General features: G+C 56.6%; 19 protein-coding genes. 8 read left to right on the forward strand and 11 right to left on the reverse strand.

Annotated elements, in window-relative coordinates; all coding sequences use genetic code 11:
- The first annotated feature begins 166 nt into the window (after positions 1-166).
- Positions 167-1,243, forward strand: a complete 1,077-nt coding sequence (locus tag AC2FFP_RS17485; protein ID WP_496769256.1) for a DUF2793 domain-containing protein — start codon at positions 167-169, stop codon at positions 1,241-1,243.
- Positions 1,244-1,276: 33 nt separating this feature from the next.
- Here AC2FFP_RS17485 and fcl read toward each other — a convergent pair whose 3' ends face one another.
- The 5 genes from fcl to AC2FFP_RS17510 all read right to left on the reverse strand — a co-directional run bounded on the left by fcl (position 1,277) and on the right by AC2FFP_RS17510 (position 6,364).
- Positions 1,277-2,254, reverse strand: coding sequence for a GDP-L-fucose synthase (gene fcl / locus AC2FFP_RS17490; RefSeq protein ID WP_496769254.1), 978 nt, complete (start codon positions 2,252-2,254; stop codon positions 1,277-1,279).
- 10 nt (positions 2,255-2,264) lie between these two features.
- Positions 2,265-3,389, reverse strand: coding sequence for a GDP-mannose 4,6-dehydratase (gene gmd / locus AC2FFP_RS17495; RefSeq protein ID WP_496881289.1), 1,125 nt, complete (start codon positions 3,387-3,389; stop codon positions 2,265-2,267).
- A gap of 130 nt (positions 3,390-3,519) precedes the next feature.
- Positions 3,520-4,404 (reverse strand): phytanoyl-CoA dioxygenase family protein, encoded by an 885-nt coding sequence (locus AC2FFP_RS17500; protein ID WP_496769249.1) that lies wholly within the window; start codon positions 4,402-4,404, stop codon positions 3,520-3,522.
- Between the two features lie 257 nt (positions 4,405-4,661).
- Positions 4,662-5,531, reverse strand: a complete 870-nt coding sequence (locus AC2FFP_RS17505; protein WP_496881290.1) for a DUF5666 domain-containing protein — start codon at positions 5,529-5,531, stop codon at positions 4,662-4,664.
- Between the two features lie 2 nt (positions 5,532-5,533).
- Positions 5,534-6,364, reverse strand: coding sequence for a DUF6502 family protein (locus AC2FFP_RS17510; RefSeq protein ID WP_496769246.1), 831 nt, complete (start codon positions 6,362-6,364; stop codon positions 5,534-5,536).
- Positions 6,365-6,517: 153 nt separating this feature from the next.
- Between AC2FFP_RS17510 and AC2FFP_RS17515 the strand changes: the two genes are divergently transcribed.
- Genes AC2FFP_RS17515 through AC2FFP_RS17525 form a run of 3 tightly spaced genes read left to right on the forward strand, consistent with a single transcriptional unit; the run spans position 6,518 to position 10,235 of the window.
- Positions 6,518-8,143: an amino acid adenylation domain-containing protein gene (locus AC2FFP_RS17515; protein WP_496769245.1), complete on the forward strand. Its 1,626-nt coding sequence runs from the start codon at positions 6,518-6,520 to the stop codon at positions 8,141-8,143.
- A complete protein-coding gene (locus AC2FFP_RS17520; protein ID WP_496769243.1) occupies positions 8,143-9,456 on the forward strand; it encodes a ferredoxin reductase domain-containing protein in 1,314 nt (437 codons plus the stop codon). The genes AC2FFP_RS17515 and AC2FFP_RS17520 overlap by 1 nt, the downstream gene beginning before the upstream one ends.
- A gap of 2 nt (positions 9,457-9,458) precedes the next feature.
- Positions 9,459-10,235 carry an enoyl-CoA hydratase-related protein gene (locus AC2FFP_RS17525; RefSeq protein ID WP_496725091.1) on the forward strand — a complete coding sequence of 259 codons (777 nt, stop codon included), beginning with the start codon at positions 9,459-9,461 and terminating at the stop codon, positions 10,233-10,235.
- 63 nt (positions 10,236-10,298) lie between these two features.
- On the opposite strand, the gene AC2FFP_RS17530 is transcribed toward AC2FFP_RS17525, so the two are convergent.
- The 4 genes from AC2FFP_RS17530 to AC2FFP_RS17545 all read right to left on the reverse strand — a co-directional run bounded on the left by AC2FFP_RS17530 (position 10,299) and on the right by AC2FFP_RS17545 (position 14,415).
- A complete protein-coding gene (locus AC2FFP_RS17530; protein ID WP_496725093.1) occupies positions 10,299-11,405 on the reverse strand; it encodes a lyase family protein in 1,107 nt (368 codons plus the stop codon).
- On the reverse strand, positions 11,398-12,912 hold the full coding sequence (locus AC2FFP_RS17535) for a tripartite tricarboxylate transporter permease (protein WP_496740357.1): 1,515 nt from the start codon (positions 12,910-12,912) through the stop codon (positions 11,398-11,400). The genes AC2FFP_RS17530 and AC2FFP_RS17535 overlap by 8 nt, the downstream gene beginning before the upstream one ends.
- Before the next feature lie 6 nt (positions 12,913-12,918).
- Complete coding sequence (locus AC2FFP_RS17540; protein WP_109310957.1) at positions 12,919-13,386, reverse strand: tripartite tricarboxylate transporter TctB family protein; 468 nt, start codon at positions 13,384-13,386, stop codon at positions 12,919-12,921.
- A gap of 69 nt (positions 13,387-13,455) precedes the next feature.
- Positions 13,456-14,415: a tripartite tricarboxylate transporter substrate binding protein gene (locus tag AC2FFP_RS17545; protein WP_472725086.1), complete on the reverse strand. Its 960-nt coding sequence runs from the start codon at positions 14,413-14,415 to the stop codon at positions 13,456-13,458.
- Positions 14,416-14,515: 100 nt separating this feature from the next.
- On the opposite strand from AC2FFP_RS17545, the gene AC2FFP_RS17550 reads away from it, so the two are divergent.
- The 3 genes from AC2FFP_RS17550 to AC2FFP_RS17560 all read left to right on the forward strand — a co-directional run bounded on the left by AC2FFP_RS17550 (position 14,516) and on the right by AC2FFP_RS17560 (position 17,611).
- The gene (locus AC2FFP_RS17550; protein WP_282152132.1) at positions 14,516-15,430 is read left to right on the forward strand and encodes a LysR family transcriptional regulator; all 915 of its coding nucleotides are present in this window, start codon (positions 14,516-14,518) and stop codon (positions 15,428-15,430) included.
- Positions 15,431-15,504: 74 nt separating this feature from the next.
- The gene (locus tag AC2FFP_RS17555; RefSeq protein ID WP_496769239.1) at positions 15,505-16,344 is read left to right on the forward strand and encodes a hypothetical protein; all 840 of its coding nucleotides are present in this window, start codon (positions 15,505-15,507) and stop codon (positions 16,342-16,344) included.
- Positions 16,345-16,612: 268 nt separating this feature from the next.
- Positions 16,613-17,611 (forward strand): LacI family DNA-binding transcriptional regulator, encoded by a 999-nt coding sequence (locus tag AC2FFP_RS17560; protein ID WP_496706616.1) that lies wholly within the window; start codon positions 16,613-16,615, stop codon positions 17,609-17,611.
- Here the strand turns inward: AC2FFP_RS17560 and AC2FFP_RS17565 are convergent, their stop codons facing one another.
- On the reverse strand, positions 17,612-18,745 hold the full coding sequence (locus AC2FFP_RS17565) for a Gfo/Idh/MocA family protein (RefSeq protein WP_496769237.1): 1,134 nt from the start codon (positions 18,743-18,745) through the stop codon (positions 17,612-17,614). It abuts the gene before it with no gap.
- A 39-nt stretch (positions 18,746-18,784) separates the two neighbouring features.
- Positions 18,785-19,888 (reverse strand): Gfo/Idh/MocA family protein, encoded by a 1,104-nt coding sequence (locus AC2FFP_RS17570; RefSeq protein ID WP_496769236.1) that lies wholly within the window; start codon positions 19,886-19,888, stop codon positions 18,785-18,787.
- Between the two features lie 115 nt (positions 19,889-20,003).
- Here AC2FFP_RS17570 and iolC point away from each other — a divergent pair, with 115 nt between their 5' ends.
- Complete coding sequence (gene iolC / locus AC2FFP_RS17575) at positions 20,004-20,984, forward strand: 5-dehydro-2-deoxygluconokinase (RefSeq protein ID WP_496881291.1); 981 nt, start codon at positions 20,004-20,006, stop codon at positions 20,982-20,984.
- The last annotated feature ends 8 nt before the right edge of the window (positions 20,985-20,992 follow it).

A 20,992-nucleotide genomic window follows, 5' to 3' on the forward strand; every position in this document is an offset into this window, starting at 1 on the left:
CGGTGTGGATGAAAGGCCCAGGGGGCGATTGGACAGCCCTTCACTCAGCCAGAATATTGGCACGACATTAACCGAGCGTTCTTACCGGTCAGGTGGGATTCATGTGAGGCACGGCAGTCTGGCGCGCAACGCAATTGTCGATCCGACAACCAACGGAGAATGCCCTTTGTCCCAAAATTCGCCCAAATTGAACCTGCCATTCCTGCAACCTTCGCAAGCGCAAAAGCACATCACACATAACGAAGCCCTGAGACGCCTTGATCTGATCGTCCAGCTGAGTGTTGCGTCTACTAATGCCTCAACCCCGCCCGCAGTTCCGGCACAGGGTGAGCTTTATGCCCTTGGATCGACACCCATCGGCGATTGGTCGGATCATGCCGGAGACCTTGCAGCCTGGTTGGACAATGGCTGGCATTTTATAACCCCCAAATCCGGCTGGCGCGCGTGGGACCAAGAGAATAACCGTCTGACAATTTGGGACGGGTCAGCATGGATCGAACCCCCGACTACAACGCAGAACCTGCCAGGCATCGGAATCGCCACCGGGTACGACACGACCAACCGTCTGTCGGTGCGCGCTCCGGCAACCTTGCTAAGCCACGAGGGTGCCGGGCATCAACTGAAGATCAACAAGGCAAATGCCGATGAGACCGCATCCCTGTTGTTTCAATCCAATTGGACCGGGCATGCCGAAATGGGTCTGTCCGGCAGCACGGGCTTTTCCATCAAGGTCTCGCCGGATGGGAACAATTGGTTTGAGGCGTTGAGCTTTGATCCAGCGTCCGGGGTGGCCTCTGGCACGGCCGTGCAAAACAGCGCAGAGGACACAACAGCGGGCCGCCTGATGCGGGCTGACTATGGGTATGGGCCCGGAAATCTCTTGGGGGCGGTCATGCAAAGTGGCGGAACCCCGACCGGCGCTGTGATTGAGCGAGGAGCCACACCAAGTGGTGATTTCGTCCGGTTTGCTGATGGCACCCAGATTTGCACCGCTACACTGGATGCAACGACCTGCTCAAACACCGCAGGTGCACTGTTCGCAAGCTCGTCGGAAGCATGGGATTTTCCAGTTGCCTTCGCGGCCGGCACGAACCCGGCACTCAGCGGCAGCGGGGGCGCGATCAGCAGGTTCATGGGTTTTGATGAACCGTCCGAAACTCAGGTCGTGTACAAAGTTCTTTCGTCTGCTTCTGACGCGACGGTTTTACCACCAACGGCGATAGCTATTGGCCGCTGGTTCTGATCCGCCAGACTGCCCGGGTCTTTGTCCGGGCGGTCACTTCGCGCGAAGTTCTGCCTCGGCTTGCTTCAGAAACCAGGTATAGGTTTCGCGAATCCCGTCTTCGATCCCGATAGTCGCGCGCCATCCCATGTCGGCCAGCCGGGAAACATCCATCAGCTTCCGCATAGTACCGTCCGGCTTGCTGACGTCTTGCGTAATCCGCCCGGTGAACCCGGTGATCTTTGCCACCATCGCCGCCAGTTCCGCGATCGAGATATCTTCGCCACATCCCACGTTGATATGGCTCAGCATGGGTTGGGTATTTGCCTCATACGCAGCACGGGGCAGGTCCACTACGAACAAAGACGCCTCAGCCATGTCGTCAACATGCAGAAACTCGCGCCGGGGCTTACCTGTGCCCCAGATGACAACTTCGTCCAGCCCATCCCGCTGTGCCTCGTGAAATCGGCGGATCAGGGCGGGCAGAACGTGGCTGTTTTCAGGGTGAAAATTGTCACCAGGTCCGTACAGGTTTGTCGGCATCACGGAACGATAGTCCACGTCGTGCTGCCGATTGTAGCTTTCACACAGCTTGATACCGGCAATCTTTGCCACGGCGTAAGGTTCGTTTGTCGGCTCTAGCACACCGGTCAGCAGGGCATCTTCGCGCATTGGCTGCGGCACTGCTCGCGGATAGATGCAGGAACTGCCCAATTGCAGCAGGTTTTTGACTCCCGCAGCAAACGCCTGATGTATCACGTTACACTCAATCATCAGGTTTTTGTAAATGAAATCCGCTGGGTAGGTGTTGTTGGCGTGGATACCGCCGACTTTGGCCGCTGCAAGAATGACAACGTCCGGCCGCTCGGCCTGCATGAAATCGGCGACAGCGGCCTGATTGGTTAGATCAAGTTCCGCATGAGTCCGTGTCACAAGCTCCAGTGACTCACCTGATTCTTGGCGGTCTTGCAAGCGACGCAGGATTGCGCCTCCGACCATGCCGCGATGCCCGGCGACGTAAATCTTGCGCATGCCCCCGGCCTCAGCCATTTTCCAGTGTGACCGGCAATTCGTAACCATGCTGTTTCAGCAAGGCATGACGTTTGGCTGTCTTCAGGTCCTCGGTGATCATTTCAGCGCACATCTGCTGAACCGTCAGTTCCGGCTCCCAGCCCAGTTTGTTTTTGGCGTTCGATGGATCGCCAAGCAATGTTTCGACTTCTGCCGGGCGGAAATATTGCGGGTCGATGCGCATGATCACGTCACCAGGTTTCAATTCAGGTGCACTATCGCCTTCGACGGACTTGACAGTGGCAACTTCATCGACACCTGTGCCTGAGAATTCAAGCGTCACACCCAGTTCAGCGGCGGACCATTCGATGAACTGACGCACCGAATACTGTACACCCGTTGCAATAACGAAATCCTCGGGGGCGTCCTGTTGCAGCATCAACCATTGCATCCGGACATAATCCTTGGCGTGCCCCCAGTCGCGCAGGCTGTCGATGTTGCCCATATACAGGCAGCTTTCCAGACCCTGGGCAATGTTGGACAAACCACGGGTGATCTTGCGCGTCACAAAGGTTTCGCCCCGGCGCGGGCTTTCATGATTGAACAGGATGCCGTTGCAGGCATACATGCCATAGGCTTCGCGATAATTCACTGTGATCCAATAGGAATACAGCTTGGCCACCGCGTAAGGTGAGCGTGGATAAAACGGCGTTGTTTCACGCTGGGGTGTTTCCTGGACCAACCCGTACAGCTCGGACGTAGACGCCTGGTAAAAGCGCGTGTTTTTCTCAAGACCCAAGAACCGGATCGCTTCAAGCAGGCGCAGAGTACCTATCGCATCGACATCGGCTGTATATTCCGGCGATTCAAAACTGACCGCCACGTGGGACTGCGCGCCAAGGTTATACACTTCGTCCGGCTGCACCTCTTGAATGATGCGCGTCAGGTTCGATGTGTCGCTTAGGTCACCGTAATGGAGGTGCAGGCGCGGATTGGGCACATGCGGGTCCTGATATATGTGGTCAATACGCTGTGTGTTGAACGAAGACGCACGGCGCTTGATCCCGTGAACTTCGTACCCTTTTTCGAGCAGAAATTCGGCAAGATATGATCCGTCCTGCCCGGTAATACCAGTAACCAATGCTGTTTTTGTCATAGCCGAATTCCGAGAATATCTGATTTGCTTTTTTGCAGCCTCTGAAACAGCAATAAACTCCTGAATGCAACCCTGCGCCGCGGTCGGGCTTTGATTTCACATGAGTTGACCGACGCCTGCGCAAATAGTTTCAGGTCGACGCGTACAGAGGCACCGATCCCTTTGCGCCTTCCGAAAGCGCTTTGCTCTGATCGCTGCGAACCTTTTCATACAGCGCTAGCGCATCGGCAGAAAACAACTCGGTTGGTGGCTCAACGTGAACAAAGTTGCTTTGGCCGTCCTGCCCGCGCGCGAGCATGGCATAGTCTCGCTCTGCAACCAGCTGCTTGGCATTCGGGTTGAGATAACGGATAGCAAGACCAATTCGCCGGTCACCCGATTGATTGGGACCCGAACCGTGGATCGTCAGCCCGTGATGCAGGGACATCTGCCCTGGTGCCAATTCGATGTGGGTCTTGTCTTCCTCGGCGACATCCACTGCAACCTCTTGTCCGCGCGACAGAAGATTGGTGTCTGAATACGTATCGTTATGCGGAAGGATCGGGTTCTTGTGGCTGGCGCGCACAAAATCCATGCATCCACTTTCGACCGTTGCCGGCGAAAGCGCAATCCAGGCGGTGACCTGATCCGGGGTTTCGCCCATCCCCCAATAGGTCAAGTCCTGGTGCATCCCAACGGTGTGGGCGGTGTGGGGTTCTTTGATGAAGAACTCGGCGGACCAGACCATGATGTCCGGCCCTAGAACACCTTCGACCACATCCAGAACACGAGGATTCATCGCGACCTGTGCCGCCAGCGGCATCACCAGATGCGCATTGACCCGTTTATAAGTGTTCAGCGGCAAGGGCAGGTCTGCGCCAAGCCAGTCCTGTTCTATCCGCTCAAGCTCAGCTCGGGTTGCGGCGGCCTCGTTTTCGGAAAAGATGGTTAGCGGGAAAAGAAACCCATCCTCCCAATATTTGTCGGATTGCGCCTGGCTAAGTGCGACGTCGCGCGTTGGGGTGCTTTCAGACATCTGGCATACCTTTTTGATAACTTGCTTTCCCAGAGTTTTTACCCTGCGATGCCCGCAGGGCGCTTATCCTACCTGCGACGATAAGTTCAGCTTTGCCTTTGGGGCAAGTCACCTCGCGTTTCATTTCTGACACGCTTTCGTGCTTTCAATGCTCCGACCTGATCCATGCTGATCCGACCCCGTGATTGGATCGAGGGCACCCCCTGCCCCCCCGGACCAAAGGAGTCGCACGTACGCCAAATACCGTAGTTCCCATTTCAGCATCCCAGCTGTGCAAAGACACCTGTGCTGCCCGCATTCACCAACCCGCCACCATCGCCGCAGCGGATAACACGGGTGTTCGGGTCTATCATCTCGGGCTGATCGCTATAGGCGATCAAGCCGCTTCCCAGCACCGTATACAGCCCGCTGGGCTGGGGTTCCGAGAAATAGCCTTGGACCTGAACAATGCCGACCGCACCGGCGAACAGTCCGACTTCCAGACGCTCGGCCTCGATCCCTTCGCGTGTTGGCTGCCCGACGACCCGGACAAGATCACCCGCCGACAGATGTTGCGGCTCAAGCCCACTGACAACGCTTGCCCCGATCACAGTCCGGTCCTGGGTGTCAGACCCAAGATATGTGCCGGACAACCGCGCCTGATGCCCATTGCTTGTCAGTTTTTCAATGTGTGAAGCGCGCACTGACTGACCTTGCCACAATCCGCTGATAGCGACCCAATCGCCGACCTGAATGTCTGCCCGCCGTTCGAACGCAACGTCGGTCCCAAGTACCGATATCGTGCCGTCCTGCACGCTAGACACTGGTCCGACCAGCGGCAGGACCTGACGGATGTGTTTTGCGTGCCACCCACCATTTTCCTGAGTTACAACAACCGCAACGGTATGACCCGGCTTCAACTCGCCCGCAGTGATCAGAGGAACCGAGTCGGCAACCGGCATGTGGCCATCGAACAAAATATGCTGCCCATTTACTTGGATGCTGCCCAGATGGGTGATCGTGCCCACGATACCGGTGCCGATAATGCCACCTTCACGATCAGTTTCACCTTTGTCTTCGGCCTGAGTCGGAGCAGGCAGCCAAGACACCATAAAAAACGCCGCGAGCACACGAAGAAACACACCCATGCCTACTCATCCTCTTTCGTGTTTTTACTTGGCACCCTTTGCGGAGAGGGCAGGACAAAAGCGCCCATTGCAAACCGACCGCTGTGATCGCCGTCACTGTCCTTTTCCTGTAACGCGCGAGCGAGGGCATTGATTTCTAGCAACAATGATTGCGCCCGATCTGACGAAAATTGGCGCAACTCTTCAATTGATTCAGGCGACATATGAGAATACCGAACCGCGCGGTCGAAATTTCGCGGTACATCCGGCTCGGCCAGCAGGTTCTGTGTTGCCGCCGCAAGGTGCGCAGACAGTGTCGCCTCGTAGGCCGCCACTTGTTCAGCGCTGCCAGCAGAAGGAAGAAAGGCTTGGGACAACAGGCGAAGATTGCCTTTGCCGACCTGTTCCACGTTCTTTTGGTCGATCAAGGTTTCCAGAACGGTACCTGGGGCCATGTCCACACGCGCGCGCCGCACCAAATCATCAAATCCTGGGCCAGTTTCGTCGCCTTTGCGGCTCAGCAGCCGTGGCGCGCCCAAGTCGTCCAGAAATTCGGGCGTCGTCGACCAAAAGCTGATGACCAGTGCCGCCGCATTACAACTGCGTTTCAAAGGGGCATCATCGTCGGTGTTGCGCAGCCTTTTGACATCCTTGCGATGCAGGCCCGTCAACAGGCTGGCGCGGCTGTCGCTTAGCTTTCCGTCTGTGCTTTGCTCAGCTGCCGTCAGCAGGGCTTGTTTGAGCGCTTCGGTCGCGGTGCCAAGCGTGACCCCATGCGCAACCATTGCCTGCGCCAGTGGGACCAGCAACGCAGACAGGGCGGTTTCAAGAGGAGGTTTGGGATCATTCGACATTTGGGAACTCGTCACGGATTGGTAGTTGATAACATTTTCCTAGAATTAACGAATTCAACGCTTTCGTGTTCAAAATGTGATCGAATGTGATCTTTAATGGGAATTTTTCCCATTATCACTAAGGTGTGACCCCTTCTTGAACTGGAGAATGCCATGCACCTTATCGCAACCGATCCCCAGACAAACTACCCCCCCCTATCTCAAACCGATTTAACCCGCACAAAAAAACCGGGTGCGTTGGACGCGCTCAGCCCCGAAGATCAAGAGCTGTTTCTATCCTTTGGTTGGGGCCCGCAGGTTCCGCCACGCTATGCCACCATCGCCGACGCGCTGCGCCAGTCGTTGCGAGATCAACCCGATGCCACCGCGGTGGAATGCGCGGACCATAACCTTAGCTACCGGGCGCTGGACGAGGCCTCGAACCGATTGGCAAATGTCATGCGCGCCCATGGCGTGAAACGCGGCGACGCGGTGTGCCTGTTCCTGCATCGTTCGGTCGAAATGGTCGTAGGTATCGTCGCCGCCATAAAGCTTGGGGCCGCTTATATTCCGCAGCATGTCGGTGTCGCGCCGACGGAAACCTTACGCCATGTTGCGAATGTAACTGGTGCAAAAATCATACTCAGCCTGAGCAAACTGGCAGATCAAATCCTCGTTGGACTAGACCAGACCCTGATCACAATTGATACGACGATGTTCGACCCGATACTGGACGCCCCGGCCCCCGGCCCTGCTTATCGGGCCAGCCCCGACGATTTGGCGATGATAATGTTCACGTCCGGCACTACCGGCGTTCCAAACGGCGTACAGGTCAGCCATCAGAACCTGGCCAACATCCTGCTGACCGCCCCCGGGGATCTGGGGATGCGACCGGGCTTGCGGGTCGGACAGATCCTGTCGATCTCATTCGACATGGCAGCGTGGGAGATCCTTGGCGCTTTGTCCAATGGCGCAACTTTGGTGATCCGTGGCAAATCGATTCAGGAAACGGCCGAGAAGGTGGATGTGCTGATCGCCACGCCTTCGATCCTGAATGCACTGGACCAGACCCGCTGTACGCAGGTCAAAGCTGTCGCCGTAGCAGGCGAACCCTGCCCCCGACCGCTGGCCGATCGCTGGTCAACTTTTTGCACTTTCTACAATTCCTGTGGTCCGACCGAGACCACCATCATCAATACGGCCGAACCGCATCACCCCGACAAACCAGTTCTGTCGATCGGGCGCCCGACACCAAACAACACGGTCTATGTTCTGGACGACGACCTGCGCCCTTTGCCCATCGGCGAAAAGGGCGAGATGTGGGCTGGCGGCGATTGCGTCACAGCCGGTTACCTCGCCAACCCCAAACTGACGGCCGAGCGTTACCGACCCGACCCATTCCGGCCGGGACATATGATGTTCCGCACCCGTGATCTGGGACGCTGGACTAAGACCGGTGAGTTAGAGCATTTCGGGCGCGTTGACGACCTAGTCAAAGTACGGGGTTTTCGGGTTGAGCTGGACGGCGTTACATCCGCGCTTGAGGCCTCGCCCTGCTGTCAGCAGGCGGTGACGTTGCAATATGACAGCCGCAATCTGGTCAGCTTTATCTCACCGTCGTCGGCCTGCCCCAAGCAGGCGGCACAATCCGTCTCGGATCGCTTGCCATATTACTGCAGCCCCGCCGTTGTAGTCCCGATGGACACGCTGCCCCGCACTCCGCGCGGCAAACTGGACAAGCGTCTACTGCTGGATCTCGCGCGCACCCATATCGCGACAACTGGTGCGGAGTTGAGCTGATGACGACACAGACGACAAATCTTGACACAGGTGGCCTGAACTGGCGGCGGGTGACCCGCCACCCGGCCCTGATGGAATACCGCCGCCTGGTGATGCTTGTTGCATTGGTGAATCTGGCCGCCTTTGGGTTTGGATTGCGCGATGGGACTTGGTTCGCTGAGAATGCATTCACGCTCGGCCCTATTGCGGATATGGCGCTGATCAACCTCAGCCTCGGTATCCTGATCCGACAACAGCGGGTGGTCAACGCCCTGTTCTGGCTGGCCACACGCATTCCCACATCATGGCCACTTTGGATCCGTTGGGGGGCCGGCAAGGTGTTCCACTTTGGCGGGTTGCATTCCGGCGGCACCGTCACTGGGACCATCTGGTTCGGTTTTCTTCTGTTTGCGATGATTTGGAACCGCTCCAACGGCGCCGCCGTGCCCTCAGACCTGACACTGGGCCTGAGCGCCACAATGGTTGTCTTGATGACATTGATGGTGATTTCGGCCCTCGGCCCGATCCGCGCCCGGTTTCACAATGCATTCGAGAAAACGCACCGCTTTGTCGGCTGGACGGTTTTAGGATTGTTTTGGGCGCAGACGATCTCGATCACTAAGGACATGGGGGGCATGTTGTTGCACAGCCCGGCCTTTTGGATGCTCTGCCTGGTCACCTTGTCGATCCTGTCCCCTTGGCTGACCCTGAAACGCGTGAATGTCCGGATCGAAAAGCCGTCAAACCATGCGGTGATTGCGCAGTTTGACTATGGAGATACTCCGTTCCCCGGCAGTTCGAACGCGATCAGCCACACCCCGTTTGGCGAGTATCACTCATTCGCCAATATCCCATCCCCGGACCAGCCGGGTTACCGATTGGCCATCAGCCGTGCGGGCGACTGGACCGCGCGTTTTATCGACAATCCGCCCAAGAAGGTTTGGGTCAAGGGTATCACCACATCAGGTGTCGCACGGATCGAAGTGTTGTTCAAAAAGGTGGTGTATGTAGGCACCGGTTCAGGCATCGGACCGATCCTGCCGCATCTGCTGGCTAAAGAGGTGCCAAACCGCCTGATCTGGTCCACCCGCAGCCCACGCAAAACCTATGGTGACGCGCTGGTGGATGAGATCGAGGCCAACACCGAGCAGCCTTTGATCTGGGACACCGACGAAGACGGCAAACCGAACCTTTCGGCCCTTGCCTTGCAAGCCGTTCGCGACAGTGCGGCTGAGGCGGTCATCGTGATCTCAAACCAAAAGCTGACCCGCAAGGTAGTGCATGACATGGAAAGCCTTGGCATTCCCGCCTATGGCGCAATTTGGGATAGCTGATCATGTTTGAGACAATTGAAACCGAAACACGGGGGCGGGTCGCAACGATCCGCTTCAACCGTCCCGATCAGCTGAACGCGTTGAACACTCAACTAATGAACGAAGTCCTGGCCGCCGCGACCGCGTTCGACAAGGATCCCGGCATCGGCTGCTTGATCCTTATGGGCAGTGATCGTGCTTTTGCCGCCGGGGCAGATATCGGCGAGCTTGCGGTGCAAACCTACGCAACTATGCAAGCAAGTGACTACTTTGCCGAATGGGATAAGTTTGCAGCGCTTCGCCTGCCCAAGGTGGCGGCGGTCAGTGGCTATGCCTTGGGCGGTGGATGTGAAGTTGCGCTGATGTGTGACGTCATTCTGGCCTCGGGCACTGCCAAATTCGGCCAGCCCGAAATCAAAATCGGCTGCATTCCCGGCATTGGTGGCACGCAGCGGCTTACACGGCTGATCGGTCGTGCCAGAGCTATGGACATGATCCTGACCGGGCGCATGATCGACGCGTCAGAGGCCCTGCAGATGGGCTTGGTCAGTCGAGTTGTCACGCAGAATACCCTTTTGGACACAGCACAAGAGGTGGCCGAAACCATTGCAGATTACGCTGATGATATCGTCAATATGGCGCGCACCTGCGTAAACATGGCCGACCAGAGCACACTTGAATCGGGTTTGCGGTTCGAGCGGCAGATGTATCACGCGCTTTATGGATTGCCGGCCCAACAAGAAGGCATGAATGCCTTTCTGGAAAAGCGAAAACCGCAGTTCAGGCGCAGGACCCTGTGATCTTATCCCACGTCGTTAATCACCGCTCGAAAAAAGAGCGGTGATATGACCAATCTTATCGCTTCAGTGCGTTTTCCCAGCCGTGCTATACTCAAAGTCGGAAACCTTGCGGGCCATGGATTCAGAGTCCACAACCAGGTTCGCAAAGATCGTTTCGACCCATGACAAAGCGCCCGAAGTCAGCAAGAACGTCTCTGGGATGACGATCCATTCGCCGATCCACATACCACCCGAACGTTCGTGTTGATGGGTGGTGAATTCGCCGATCTGTTCAGCCCGCTGTCGTCCAAGCCGGGCGACGGCCTCTCCGAATTCTGACGCGCGCTGGTTCTGTTTGTGCGCCATAGCCGAAGACGCGCCTTTACCGGCTTCATGCACCTCGGAACATTCGGAAATATCCGATGAAGACAACAGATTGACGTTATGCGAGATCTTGCACAGCGTCGCACACAGCCCTCCCAGCGCAGTTACAACATCGGCAAGCCCGTCACGGGCGTTTTGCCAATGGGGTTCAACTACATTCAGACCCAAAGTGGCCGCAACGCCTTCCTTGATGCGATGTCCGGTCCCGTTTTCGTAACCGCGCAGATCGCCAACGGGGCCACCAATCTGGGCATTCAAACCGCGAACGCCCGCTTCTTCCAACGCTTGTGAACGCCGCTGCAGTTCAACTTTCCAGACGGTCAGTTTGGTTTCAGCCCGAATAGGCAAGGCATGCTGTCCATTTGTGCGACCGATCATGATAGTATCACCAAGCTGATCGATGTGTTGCTCAATAGCGGTGGTCAGTCTTTGCAGTCCGGTCTGGATGTGCTCCAGACCGATCTTCATTTGCAGGGCCAGAGCGGTGTCCATAATGTCCTGCGTTGTCGCCCTATAGTGGACCTTTTCCGCATGGTCGCCGACCTGCCTTCGCAATTGTTCGACAAGACCAACGATCGGGCGCCCGACAAGCATCATGTCTTCGTGCAACCGCTCGGTATCCAGATTGCAGACTGACACCGCATCCAACGCATCTGCAGCCTCTTGCGGGATTAGGTTTTCCAACGCCTGGTGATGGGCCAGTGTCTGTTCAACCTTCAACCAGGCCGAGATCGTGGCGTGTTCCGACCAGACGGACCGCATATCGGCGCTGGAAAAGCAGTCGCGATAGAGGGAGTGCTCAAGCATCTTCTAATGCTCCCTTCGCGATCTTGCGCTCTTTCATGATCCCGCGGATACGGTAGGCAATTGCCCCTGCGCCGATGACCAGGAAGGCCAAAGCGATCGGACGTTCAACGAAGATCAGGGCGCCACCCTCCGACATCAGCAACGACTGACGGAATGTCTCTTCAGCACCTTTGGCCAGCACGAACGAAATGACAAATGCCGCAACGTTGAAGTCGTATTTCCGCATCAGCCATCCGGCAAAGCCCGCGCAAGTCATGACTGTGACGTCAAACATTGATCCACGTGCAGAATAAGCTGCGACAAACGCGGTCAGGAAGATCAGCGGGTACAGGACATTGGTCGGGATCTTCAGGATAATTCGCGCAACCTGAGTGGCACCGAAGTAACCGATCAGACCATAGGCCACGATACCCAACATCCCGCAGGCGAACAGTTTGTAGACCAGCTCTTTGTCGGTCAGGAACAGGGTTGGTCCGACCTGGATGCCGTGGATCAGGAAAACACCCAAAAGGATCGCACCAATTGTCGAACCCGGGATGCCCAGCGTCAGCAGCGGGGCCATCGACGGACCGGACACCGCGTTGTTTGCAGCTTCGGGTGCTGCGACACCTTCCAGCGCGCCCTTGCCCCACTTCTCGGGGTTTTTGGCGCGGCGTTTGCCTTCACCGTACGAAATGAACGCCGCAATAGCCGAACCCAGACCTGGCAGCACACCGATACCTGCACCGATGAAGCCTCCACGGAACGCATGAGGCAAGCAAGGTTTGTACTCTTCCCATGTCAGGCTGTTGCCGTCTTCCGTGCTTTCATTTTCTTTGGTTTCACCGGTTGCCTTGCGGCGCGTTTCCAACTGGGCAAAGACCTCTCCCAAAACGAATACACCGATCATCAGGGGCACAAGGCCAATCCCGTTGGACAGGTCGAACGAGCCAAAGGTATAGCGCTCTTCGCTTGAGATTGGGTCCAATCCGACCATGGCGATCAAAATACCCATCAGGGCAGATGCCAATCCTTTGACGATTGAGCTGCCGATGACCGAACCGATGACCACGAAGGCTGCAAAGTAGATCGCAAAGGTTTCTGGCGGGCCAAGCTTAAGGGCAATAGCCGCAATGAAACCGACACCGACGACCAGCAGGATATCCCCCATGAGGTCACCGATGACTGATGATATGGTCGCGACCTTCATCGCCTTTCCAGCCTGCCCAGCGCGCGCAAGGGGATAACCGTCAATCTGTGTCGCGGCACTGGCTGCAGTGCCCGGCGTGTTGAACAGAATTGCCGCGATCGATCCGCCATAGCGACCGGATTTACCGATCACATACAGGAAGGCGAGCGCGAATAGTGGCGACATGTAAAAGGTGATGGGCAGCAGCATGGCAATCGCTGCCGATGCGGTCAGACCGGGCGTGGCCCCAACGACCATGCCCACAGCTGCGGCCAGCACGATGGCAAACAGCAAACTGGGGTCGGTTATGACCGAAAGAAGTGCGGGGAAAATTTCCATGACGATTTACCCCTGTATCCAGCTGAGCAGGTCAAAGACCTCGCCATAAGGCGGGTACACACCAAGCAGCACAAAAAAGATGAGGTGGAAGATCAACGGGCACAGAACGACGGAAACCGCCAGACCGATCCAGCTGCGAACTCCGAAGAAGTACAAAACGACCGGCGCAGCGATCGCTGTTGGCAAAAGATAACCAAACCAGCGGAATGACTGCTGATAGATTAGGGCGATGATGAACAGACCGATAATCTGCAGGGTTGCGCCGTTATCCTGTTCCTGACCGGTATCGCCAGCCGGTTGACGGACGGCACCTAACAGTAACAGGCCGGAAAGAAACAGCAGTGCGATGGATGCTGAAAATGGTACGATGCCAGCCCAGGTATCCCCTGGCGAAGCTGCTGGCACTTGCCAGGCGCCCCAAATGGCAACGATGGAAATAAGGGCAAGCACAAGGCCTTCTGCATAGGCGCGCATATCGTTCCTCCCTGATTGCGTTAGATACAAAAAGGCCGGGGGAAGAATATCCACCCGGCCCCGAGGACTTTAGTTGGTCAGACTTTCGACCAGGGGAGCGGCGTCCTCTTTCATGGCGGACAGCGTTGCTTTGGCGTCCGCACCATTCTGATAGACCGGGCCTGTTCCGCGCGAGGCCAGCAGTTCGGCAAATTCGGGTTTCGCGGCGATCTGCTCCAGCGCAGTTTCCATCGCGGCAACGACCTCGGCCGGTGTGCCCTTCGGGGCGAACACGATCACCGGCGAAGAAACAGCGGCAAACGGAATGCCCAGTTCGCCAAACGCAGGCACGTCTTTCATGATGCCATCACGTTCTTGGCTGTTGACCGCCAGGGCGCGAAGCTGCTCTTCAAACCCGGCCAGTTGCTGAACACCTAGGAAACCAAAGTCAGCCTGTTCACCGATCAGTGCCGCACGGGTCGGTCCGCCACCTTTGAACGGTACGTCCTGAGCTTCGATGTCGTTACTGGCCAGAAAGCCCATGCCGCCAACGTGGTGGAAGCCTCCGCGACCCGAATGGGCCCAACGCAGTTGACCGGGGTTGGCTTTGGCCGCGTCGATCACGTCCTGAACGGACTCGAACGGGCTGTTCAGCGGCACCATCAGCGACGTTTGCAGCTGACCGACCTGAGCAACAAACTCAAAGCTGTCCAGTGCATCTATATCGGTGTCACGTGTCATGGTCGACAACAGGAACGAACCGCCCGAAGTCATCATCAATGTATAGCCGTCAGGGCGTGCACCCACGACCGAGTTCGCACCATTCAGACCGCCCGAACCGGGCTTGTTCACGACGACAACTGGAACGTCCAGAATGCCTTCGGCTGCTGCCGAAATAGCGCGGGCATAAGCGTCTGTACCGCCGCCGGCTTTGTAAGGAACAACCAGGTTGATCGGACGTTTCGGCCAGTCGGCTGCGAAACTTGCTGTTGCTGTTGCAGTCACGGTTACTGCCGCCAGAACAGCAGTGAGAATTGTTCTACGCTTCATAGCATCCTCCCTAAGATGCGATCAAAATTAGCTTAAATTCAGTGTTAAAAAAAATGCAAAGATGTTATCTTATCTTGCAAAATCGTAAAGAGTCCGCCTAATGAATATCAAAGCCCTTCGCGCCTTTCGTGCAACCCTTTCCGAAGGAACGCTCGTGGCCGCATCCGAAATCCTGCACCTGAGTCAGCCTGCAATCAGCCGACTGATTTCCGGGCTTGAGGCAGAATTGGGCCTGACCCTGTTTGACCGCAGTGGCCGCAACTTGACGCCGACACGTGAAGGTTTGGCGTTCTACCGTGAAGCGGGGCGTATCTTGGACAACCTTGATGAAGTGCCCCGCATCGCTGCAGAGATCAAAGCCGGACGTACAGAAACACTGCGCGTGGTCACGATGCCGCGTATCGCCCGGGCAATTTCGGCCCCCGCACTTGCGATGTTTTTGCAAGCCCACCCTGATACAAACGTAACCTTGGATATCCGGGCGCGGCGCGAAGCCAGCAAATGGCTTGCCGGACGTGAATATGACATCGGCATCGGGGCATTGCCGGTCGAGCATCCGGGCGTCAGGACAAAACCCCTGCTGCGGGTCCGGGCGCAGGCTGTTTTGCCTGTTGCGCATGCATTGTCTGATCGCAAGTCGGTAACCGCCACTGATCTCGCCCGCGAGCCGGTCATTCGACTGATGAACGGGCTTCTATTACGCGAACAGCTTGATGACATCTTCCGGTCTGCGGGCGTCAATCCCAGACATACCTGCGAAGTCGCGGCGTCCCAGCTTGCCTGTTCGCTTGTCGCGGAAGGCGCCGGTATAACCATTGCTGACGAGTTGGTCGCAGCACAGGAAACAAAAGAACGTCTGGCCCTGGTTCCAATCGCACCAGAGCGCTGGATGACCTTTGGTTTGTTGTACCCCGCAACGCAGGAGAAATCTCAGGCGCTTCAGGATTTTGAGGACGTCCTGTTTTGGCAGGCGTCCGAGCTATGCAAGAACAGCCCAACTTTGTCTCTTGCCTGACAGTCGTTGTCAGGCAGATTCAGGCCCATGTTCCATGCCATGCATAGGCCAAAGCAACGATTGCAACAGAGCCGATGCTCAAGCATCTTGAAACCCCCGATCCACGATCATTCATGGGCTGCGCGAATTGCGTGGCGCAGCTGACGGACACCAAAATGAAAAAGTTGAGCGCAATCGTCGCAGACTGCCGGGTCATCAATTTACCCGATAACAATAGCAGACGGCTTCATATGACCAACTTGATGAACAGGCACGACATCAGTTTTTCATTTTCAGAAGGCAGCGCCGGACAAAGCCATGCCTTAAACTGCGCCCGCGCCCACCTTGCAGCGCTTGAGACAATCAAAACGCTCCCGGCATTGGTTCTGGAGGATGATGTCTCCGCGTCGACCGAAGACCTGACCATTCCTGAAATTCCAAAAGATGCGGACGTTGTTTATTTGGGGGTTTCGCCCTTCGGCTGCTTTCCCTGGACACGTCGCTATGTTCAACGTTTCAGCCACCGCGCGTATTACAACCTTGCACTCGCTTCGACTGAGAACAGTAATTGGCTGAGGCTGCATTCTATGGCCGGCGCAGTAGCTATTCTCTATGTGTCACCAGCAGGTTTGGATGCGTGGCGGTATTCCATGCGGGCGGCCATAAAACAGAGTAAGCCGTTTGATGTGTTCACCGCCTACAAGATGACTTCCCTGAACGTTTATGCACCTCATCGCCCCGTTTTTTACGAAGAACCCAGCCTGCAGCGCCCTCTTAAGCATGTTACCCCGGAACAAAGACTGCAATGGACGACAACACCCTTGTCGCCCGTCAAAGAAGGCACAATCGTCACTATGCCCACCAAAGGCGGGGCAATGCGCGCTCGGGCTGAAGTGTGCGGAGATAACCGTCTTGAATGGTCATTGCTTCAATGAGGTCGGAAAAGGGGTATTCTCAAGTTGCTGGCCACGTAATGTCAGTGTTGTTAAGTAAGGTGCGCCTGCTGATACCACCTTCGACACAACGCCTGGACCCACAGATTGCAACCAAGTCGGAGTGCCAAAGCCTTGACATGCCCCTTTGCAAGGAAACCAACGTCTTTTCAGTACAGCGTTGCAACCGATTGCAAACCCGACGCAATAAGGCGTAGTATTTTCCCATGAATTTGACTGAAAGCCACCCCCGAACCCATCGGTGCCAGCCATGAGTGTGACCCTCAAAGAAGTGGCCGCACTGGCCGGTGTATCTCGCTCTGCCGTATCGCGGACTTTTACCGAAGGCGCGTCCGTATCACCAAAGACACGTAGTAAGGTGGAGAAGGCTGCAGCCGAACTGGGGTACAGCCCAAACGCGTTGGCTTCTTCGCTGACAACCGGACGCACCAAGTTGATCGGTTTGATTTCTAACAACTTCCACAACCCCATTTTTCTTGAGGTCTTTGACCAGTTCACCCGCGCTTTGCAGGAACGCGGCCTGCGTCCGCTGATCGTGAACCTGACCGACGAAACCGAGCCGACAAATTCGGTCCGAATGCTGCGGCAGTATTCTGTGGATGCTGCCATCGTCGCCTCATCTACCTTGCCCCCCAGCTTTGCCAAGGCGTTCCACGATGCAGGTGTTCCGGTAGTGCACACTTTCGGTCGATCTGCGACGTCACCTGAGGTGCATGTTGTAGGCATAGACAACGTTGAATGCGGACGCATGGCCGCGCGCGAGCTGTCGTCGCGGGGGTATCGCCGTATCGGCTATCTGGGCGGCCCAAAAGATGCGACATCGGCGATGGATCGGTATCGCGGCTTCATGGAAGAAGTTGAAAAGCACCCGAAACTCGAAGTGACGCATTGCTTCGCAGGCGCCTATTCATTTGAAGCCGGGCGAGAAGAAATGCTTCAGCAACTGGCGGAAGGCCCTGCAGAAGGGTACTTTTGCGGCGACGATATTCTGTCCATAGGTGCCCTGTCCGCATTGTCCGATCACGGGCTGAAACCGGGCAAAGACATCGGCATCATCGGCCTGAACGACATGGAAATGTCGCGCTGGGAAAGCGTGGACCTGACGACGATTCATCAGCCGATCAAACAAATCATTACCGCATCCGTCGATCTGGTCGAAGAGATGCTGAAAGACCCCGAGCGTTACCCCGAGGCCCGTATTTTCCCCTGCCGTGTGATCGAGCGGGGCACATTGCGGCCCCGACCCTGATCAGCGAAACATCGGTGGGCGCGCGTCCGTCCATGCCCCGTCATTTTTCGCAGACGCCACTGCGGCATGCACGGCTGCGATCGACCGCACTCCGTCGGCAGGTGTAGGCAGACCATCACGCGCCTCTCCGCGAATAGCGTCGGCAAGATCGCAATAGATGTTGGCCACGGCCAGCGGGAACCCTTCGGGATGGGCAATCGCCACACGGGACAATCGTTGCGCATCGTCGTGAAGACCGCCCTCTCCTTTTTCGATGATCTGTGTACGGCCACCGACAGGCGTATAGATCAACTGATTGGGCTGCTCGGACGTCCAGCGAAGACCTCCGGTTTCGCCAAAGACCTGAATGTCAAACCCGTGCTGACGCCCAATTGCCACCGAAGAGGTCCACAACCGCCCGACAGCACCGCCTTCGGTCCGGAAGTTGACCATGGCGTCGTCCTCAAGTTCGCGGCTTGAAATGGTCGATGCCATATCGGCAGACAGGGACTTTACTTCATCGTCACTGATGAAGCTGGCCATGTGCAGCGCATGGATACCGCAATCTGCGAACTGGCCAGACACACCCGCCATCGCCGGATCATAGCGCCACCGCACCCGCGGGTTATCGGCGTCTGTCGCGTCACCATGGTGGCCATGGCTGAAATTCGTCACAACCAGACGAACCTTGCCAATATCCCCGGCGCGAACCATCGCACGCGCCTGGCGCACCATCGGATAAGCAGAGTAGCAATAATTCACCGCACAAATCTTGCCCGAGGTCTCTGCCACGCGGACGATCTCTTCACCTTCTTCCACGGTCATCGTCATCGGCTTTTCGCACAAAACATTGAACCCGGCTTCAAGGAACGTTTTGGCAATCTCAAAGTGGGTGGAGTTCGGAGTGGCGATGGTCACCAGATCAACCCGGTCGGGACGGTCCTTTTCCCCGGCCAGCATTTCCTGCCAGTCGCCATAGGCGCGATCCGACGCCACCCCAAGTCGTTGCGCATATTCTCGCCCAACATCGGGTCGGTGATCCAAAGCACCCGCAGCGAATTCAAACATCCCATCCGCCAACGCTCCTAACCGGTGTGCGGGTCCGATCTGACTGCCTTCACCACCACCAATCATGCCCCATTTCAGCTTTGCCATGGTTCTCGTCTCTCTTAGATGATCTCTTAGTTTTTGTGTTCAGACAGTGCTGACGTCCTGCCACTGCCGTTGCTCTGACGATTTCAGCGCGGCGGCAAGGACGCAGTTGACTTCATGCCCATCACGGAATGTGGGCCAAATCGTTTTGCCCGTGTGAATGGCCTCAAGAAAATCTTTGGCCTCGATGATGATCTGGTCCTGATAACCTGTTCCATGACCGGGGCCCTGACAGAAAGGCTCATAATCGGGGTGCGCCGGACCCGTCAGGATCTTGGTGAAGCCCCTTTCTTCCTCTGGTCCTTCGCGCCGATAGAGCCACAGGGCGTTCTGATCTTCCTGATCGAACCGGATTGCGCCTTTGGTGCCTGTAATTTCATAGGCATAGCCCATCTTTCGGCCTGTCGCGATTCGGCTGACATATATATTACCCATCGCACCACCGGCAAACCGGCACATGATCTGCGCGTGGTCATCATTGGTGACAGTGCCGCCTGGGCGTTCACTATGAACCGTTTCGACTTCGGCCATAACCTCGACAATCGGACCGATCAGGGCCAAAGCACCGTTGACCATATGTGGGGCAAGATCCCCAATTGTACCGTTGGCCATTCCGGACGTTCGCCATGTAGCCGGAGCGTCGGGGTCGGCATAGAAGTCCTCAGTATGCTCACCACGGAACCAGGTTATGTCCCCCAATTCACCGTTGGCTATCAACTGACGGGCAAACTGTGTTGCGGGCGTTCTGACGTAGTTGAACCCGACCATATTGGTGACGCCTGCGGCCTCGGCCGCGGCAACCATCGCGCGCCCATCATCGAGCGACGACCCCAGTGGTTTTTCGCACAACACAGGCTTGCCCAAGGCTAACGCGGCCTCTGCAATCTGTCTGTGCGTTGTTTGAGGCGAGGCAATCACGACAGCCTCCACTGCCGGGTCATTGACCAGCATAGACCAAACCGAGGTCGCGCGATGAAAGCCGTAAGCCGCACGGTATCGCTCGGCGCTTTCGGGCGTGGACGCACAAATCATCTCAAGTCGTGGCCGCAAGGCTGTGTTGAACACTGCGCCTACGGCTGACATCGCGACTGAATGAGCTTTGCCCATATAGCCACCGCCGATTATTCCAATTCCGATTTCAGGCATCTGCAACGGCTCCGAACAATGTATTTGCAACCGGTTGCAAAATCAGTATCGTGTGAATCGATTCAACGCAAGGACCAACGATCCTCGCCAGCCCATTTTTGCCGGAGGACATGACGTGAGCGCTTTGATAGACGGTATCAAAGGAAACCGGTTCGCGGTCTTTGGACGCGCGGGCATGGACCTGTATGCCTATCCCGTTGGTGTTAAAAGCGAAGACGCCGACACGTTTCACGCCGATCTGGGCGGTTCATCGGCAAATATCTGCGCGGGGCTGGTCAAACTTGGCAGCCAGGCATCCTTGATCACTTCGGTCTCAGATGATGCGGTTGGCCGCTTCTGCCTGAATAAACTTGCTCACTACGGTGTAGACACGTCCTATATCCGCGTCGTCCGTGGTGAATACCGCATGTCTCTGGCCGTTTACGAAAGCCGGATCGAAGAATTTCAGAATGTCATCTACCGCAACGGCGCAGTCGACTTTCAGGTGACCGAGGATGACATGGACAAGGTCGACTACGGCAAATTTTCTGCCGTGATATCTGCCGGAACGGTGTTTGCCGCTGAACCCTCGCGCAGCGCCACGTTTCGCGCGTTCGAAAACGCCCGCAATGCGGGTTTGCCGGTAATTTTTGACATAGACTACCGTCCCTACAGTTGGCCATCACCTGAGGTTGCCGCCGAAGTCCTGTCGCGCGCGGGCGAAGCAAGCGATCTAATCGTCGGCAATGACGAAGAATTTGGGTTCATGGCAGGCGACATCGACAAAGGCTTCGCCAAAGCCAAGGAGTTGGCGGCGAAACCGGGCCGGATCGTGATCTACAAGATGGGCGAAAAGGGCGCGGTCACTTTGCTCGATGATCAGGAAATCGAAACCGGCATCTATCCCGTCACAGCAGTCAAACCCAACGGTGCTGGCGACAGTTTCATGGCTGGCCTGCTGGCCTCGATCGCCGCTGGAAGCGAGCTTAAGGTTGCGGCTATGCGCGGCTCAGCCTGCGCCTCAATCGTAGTGTCCAAGCCCGGCTGCGCTCCGGCCATGCCAACAACTCCGGAACTGGACGCATTTCTTGCCGCCCATCCCGGCCCAACGACATAGGAACCTCT

It is taken from the genome of Ruegeria sp. YTSC004, from assembly GCF_059609805.1.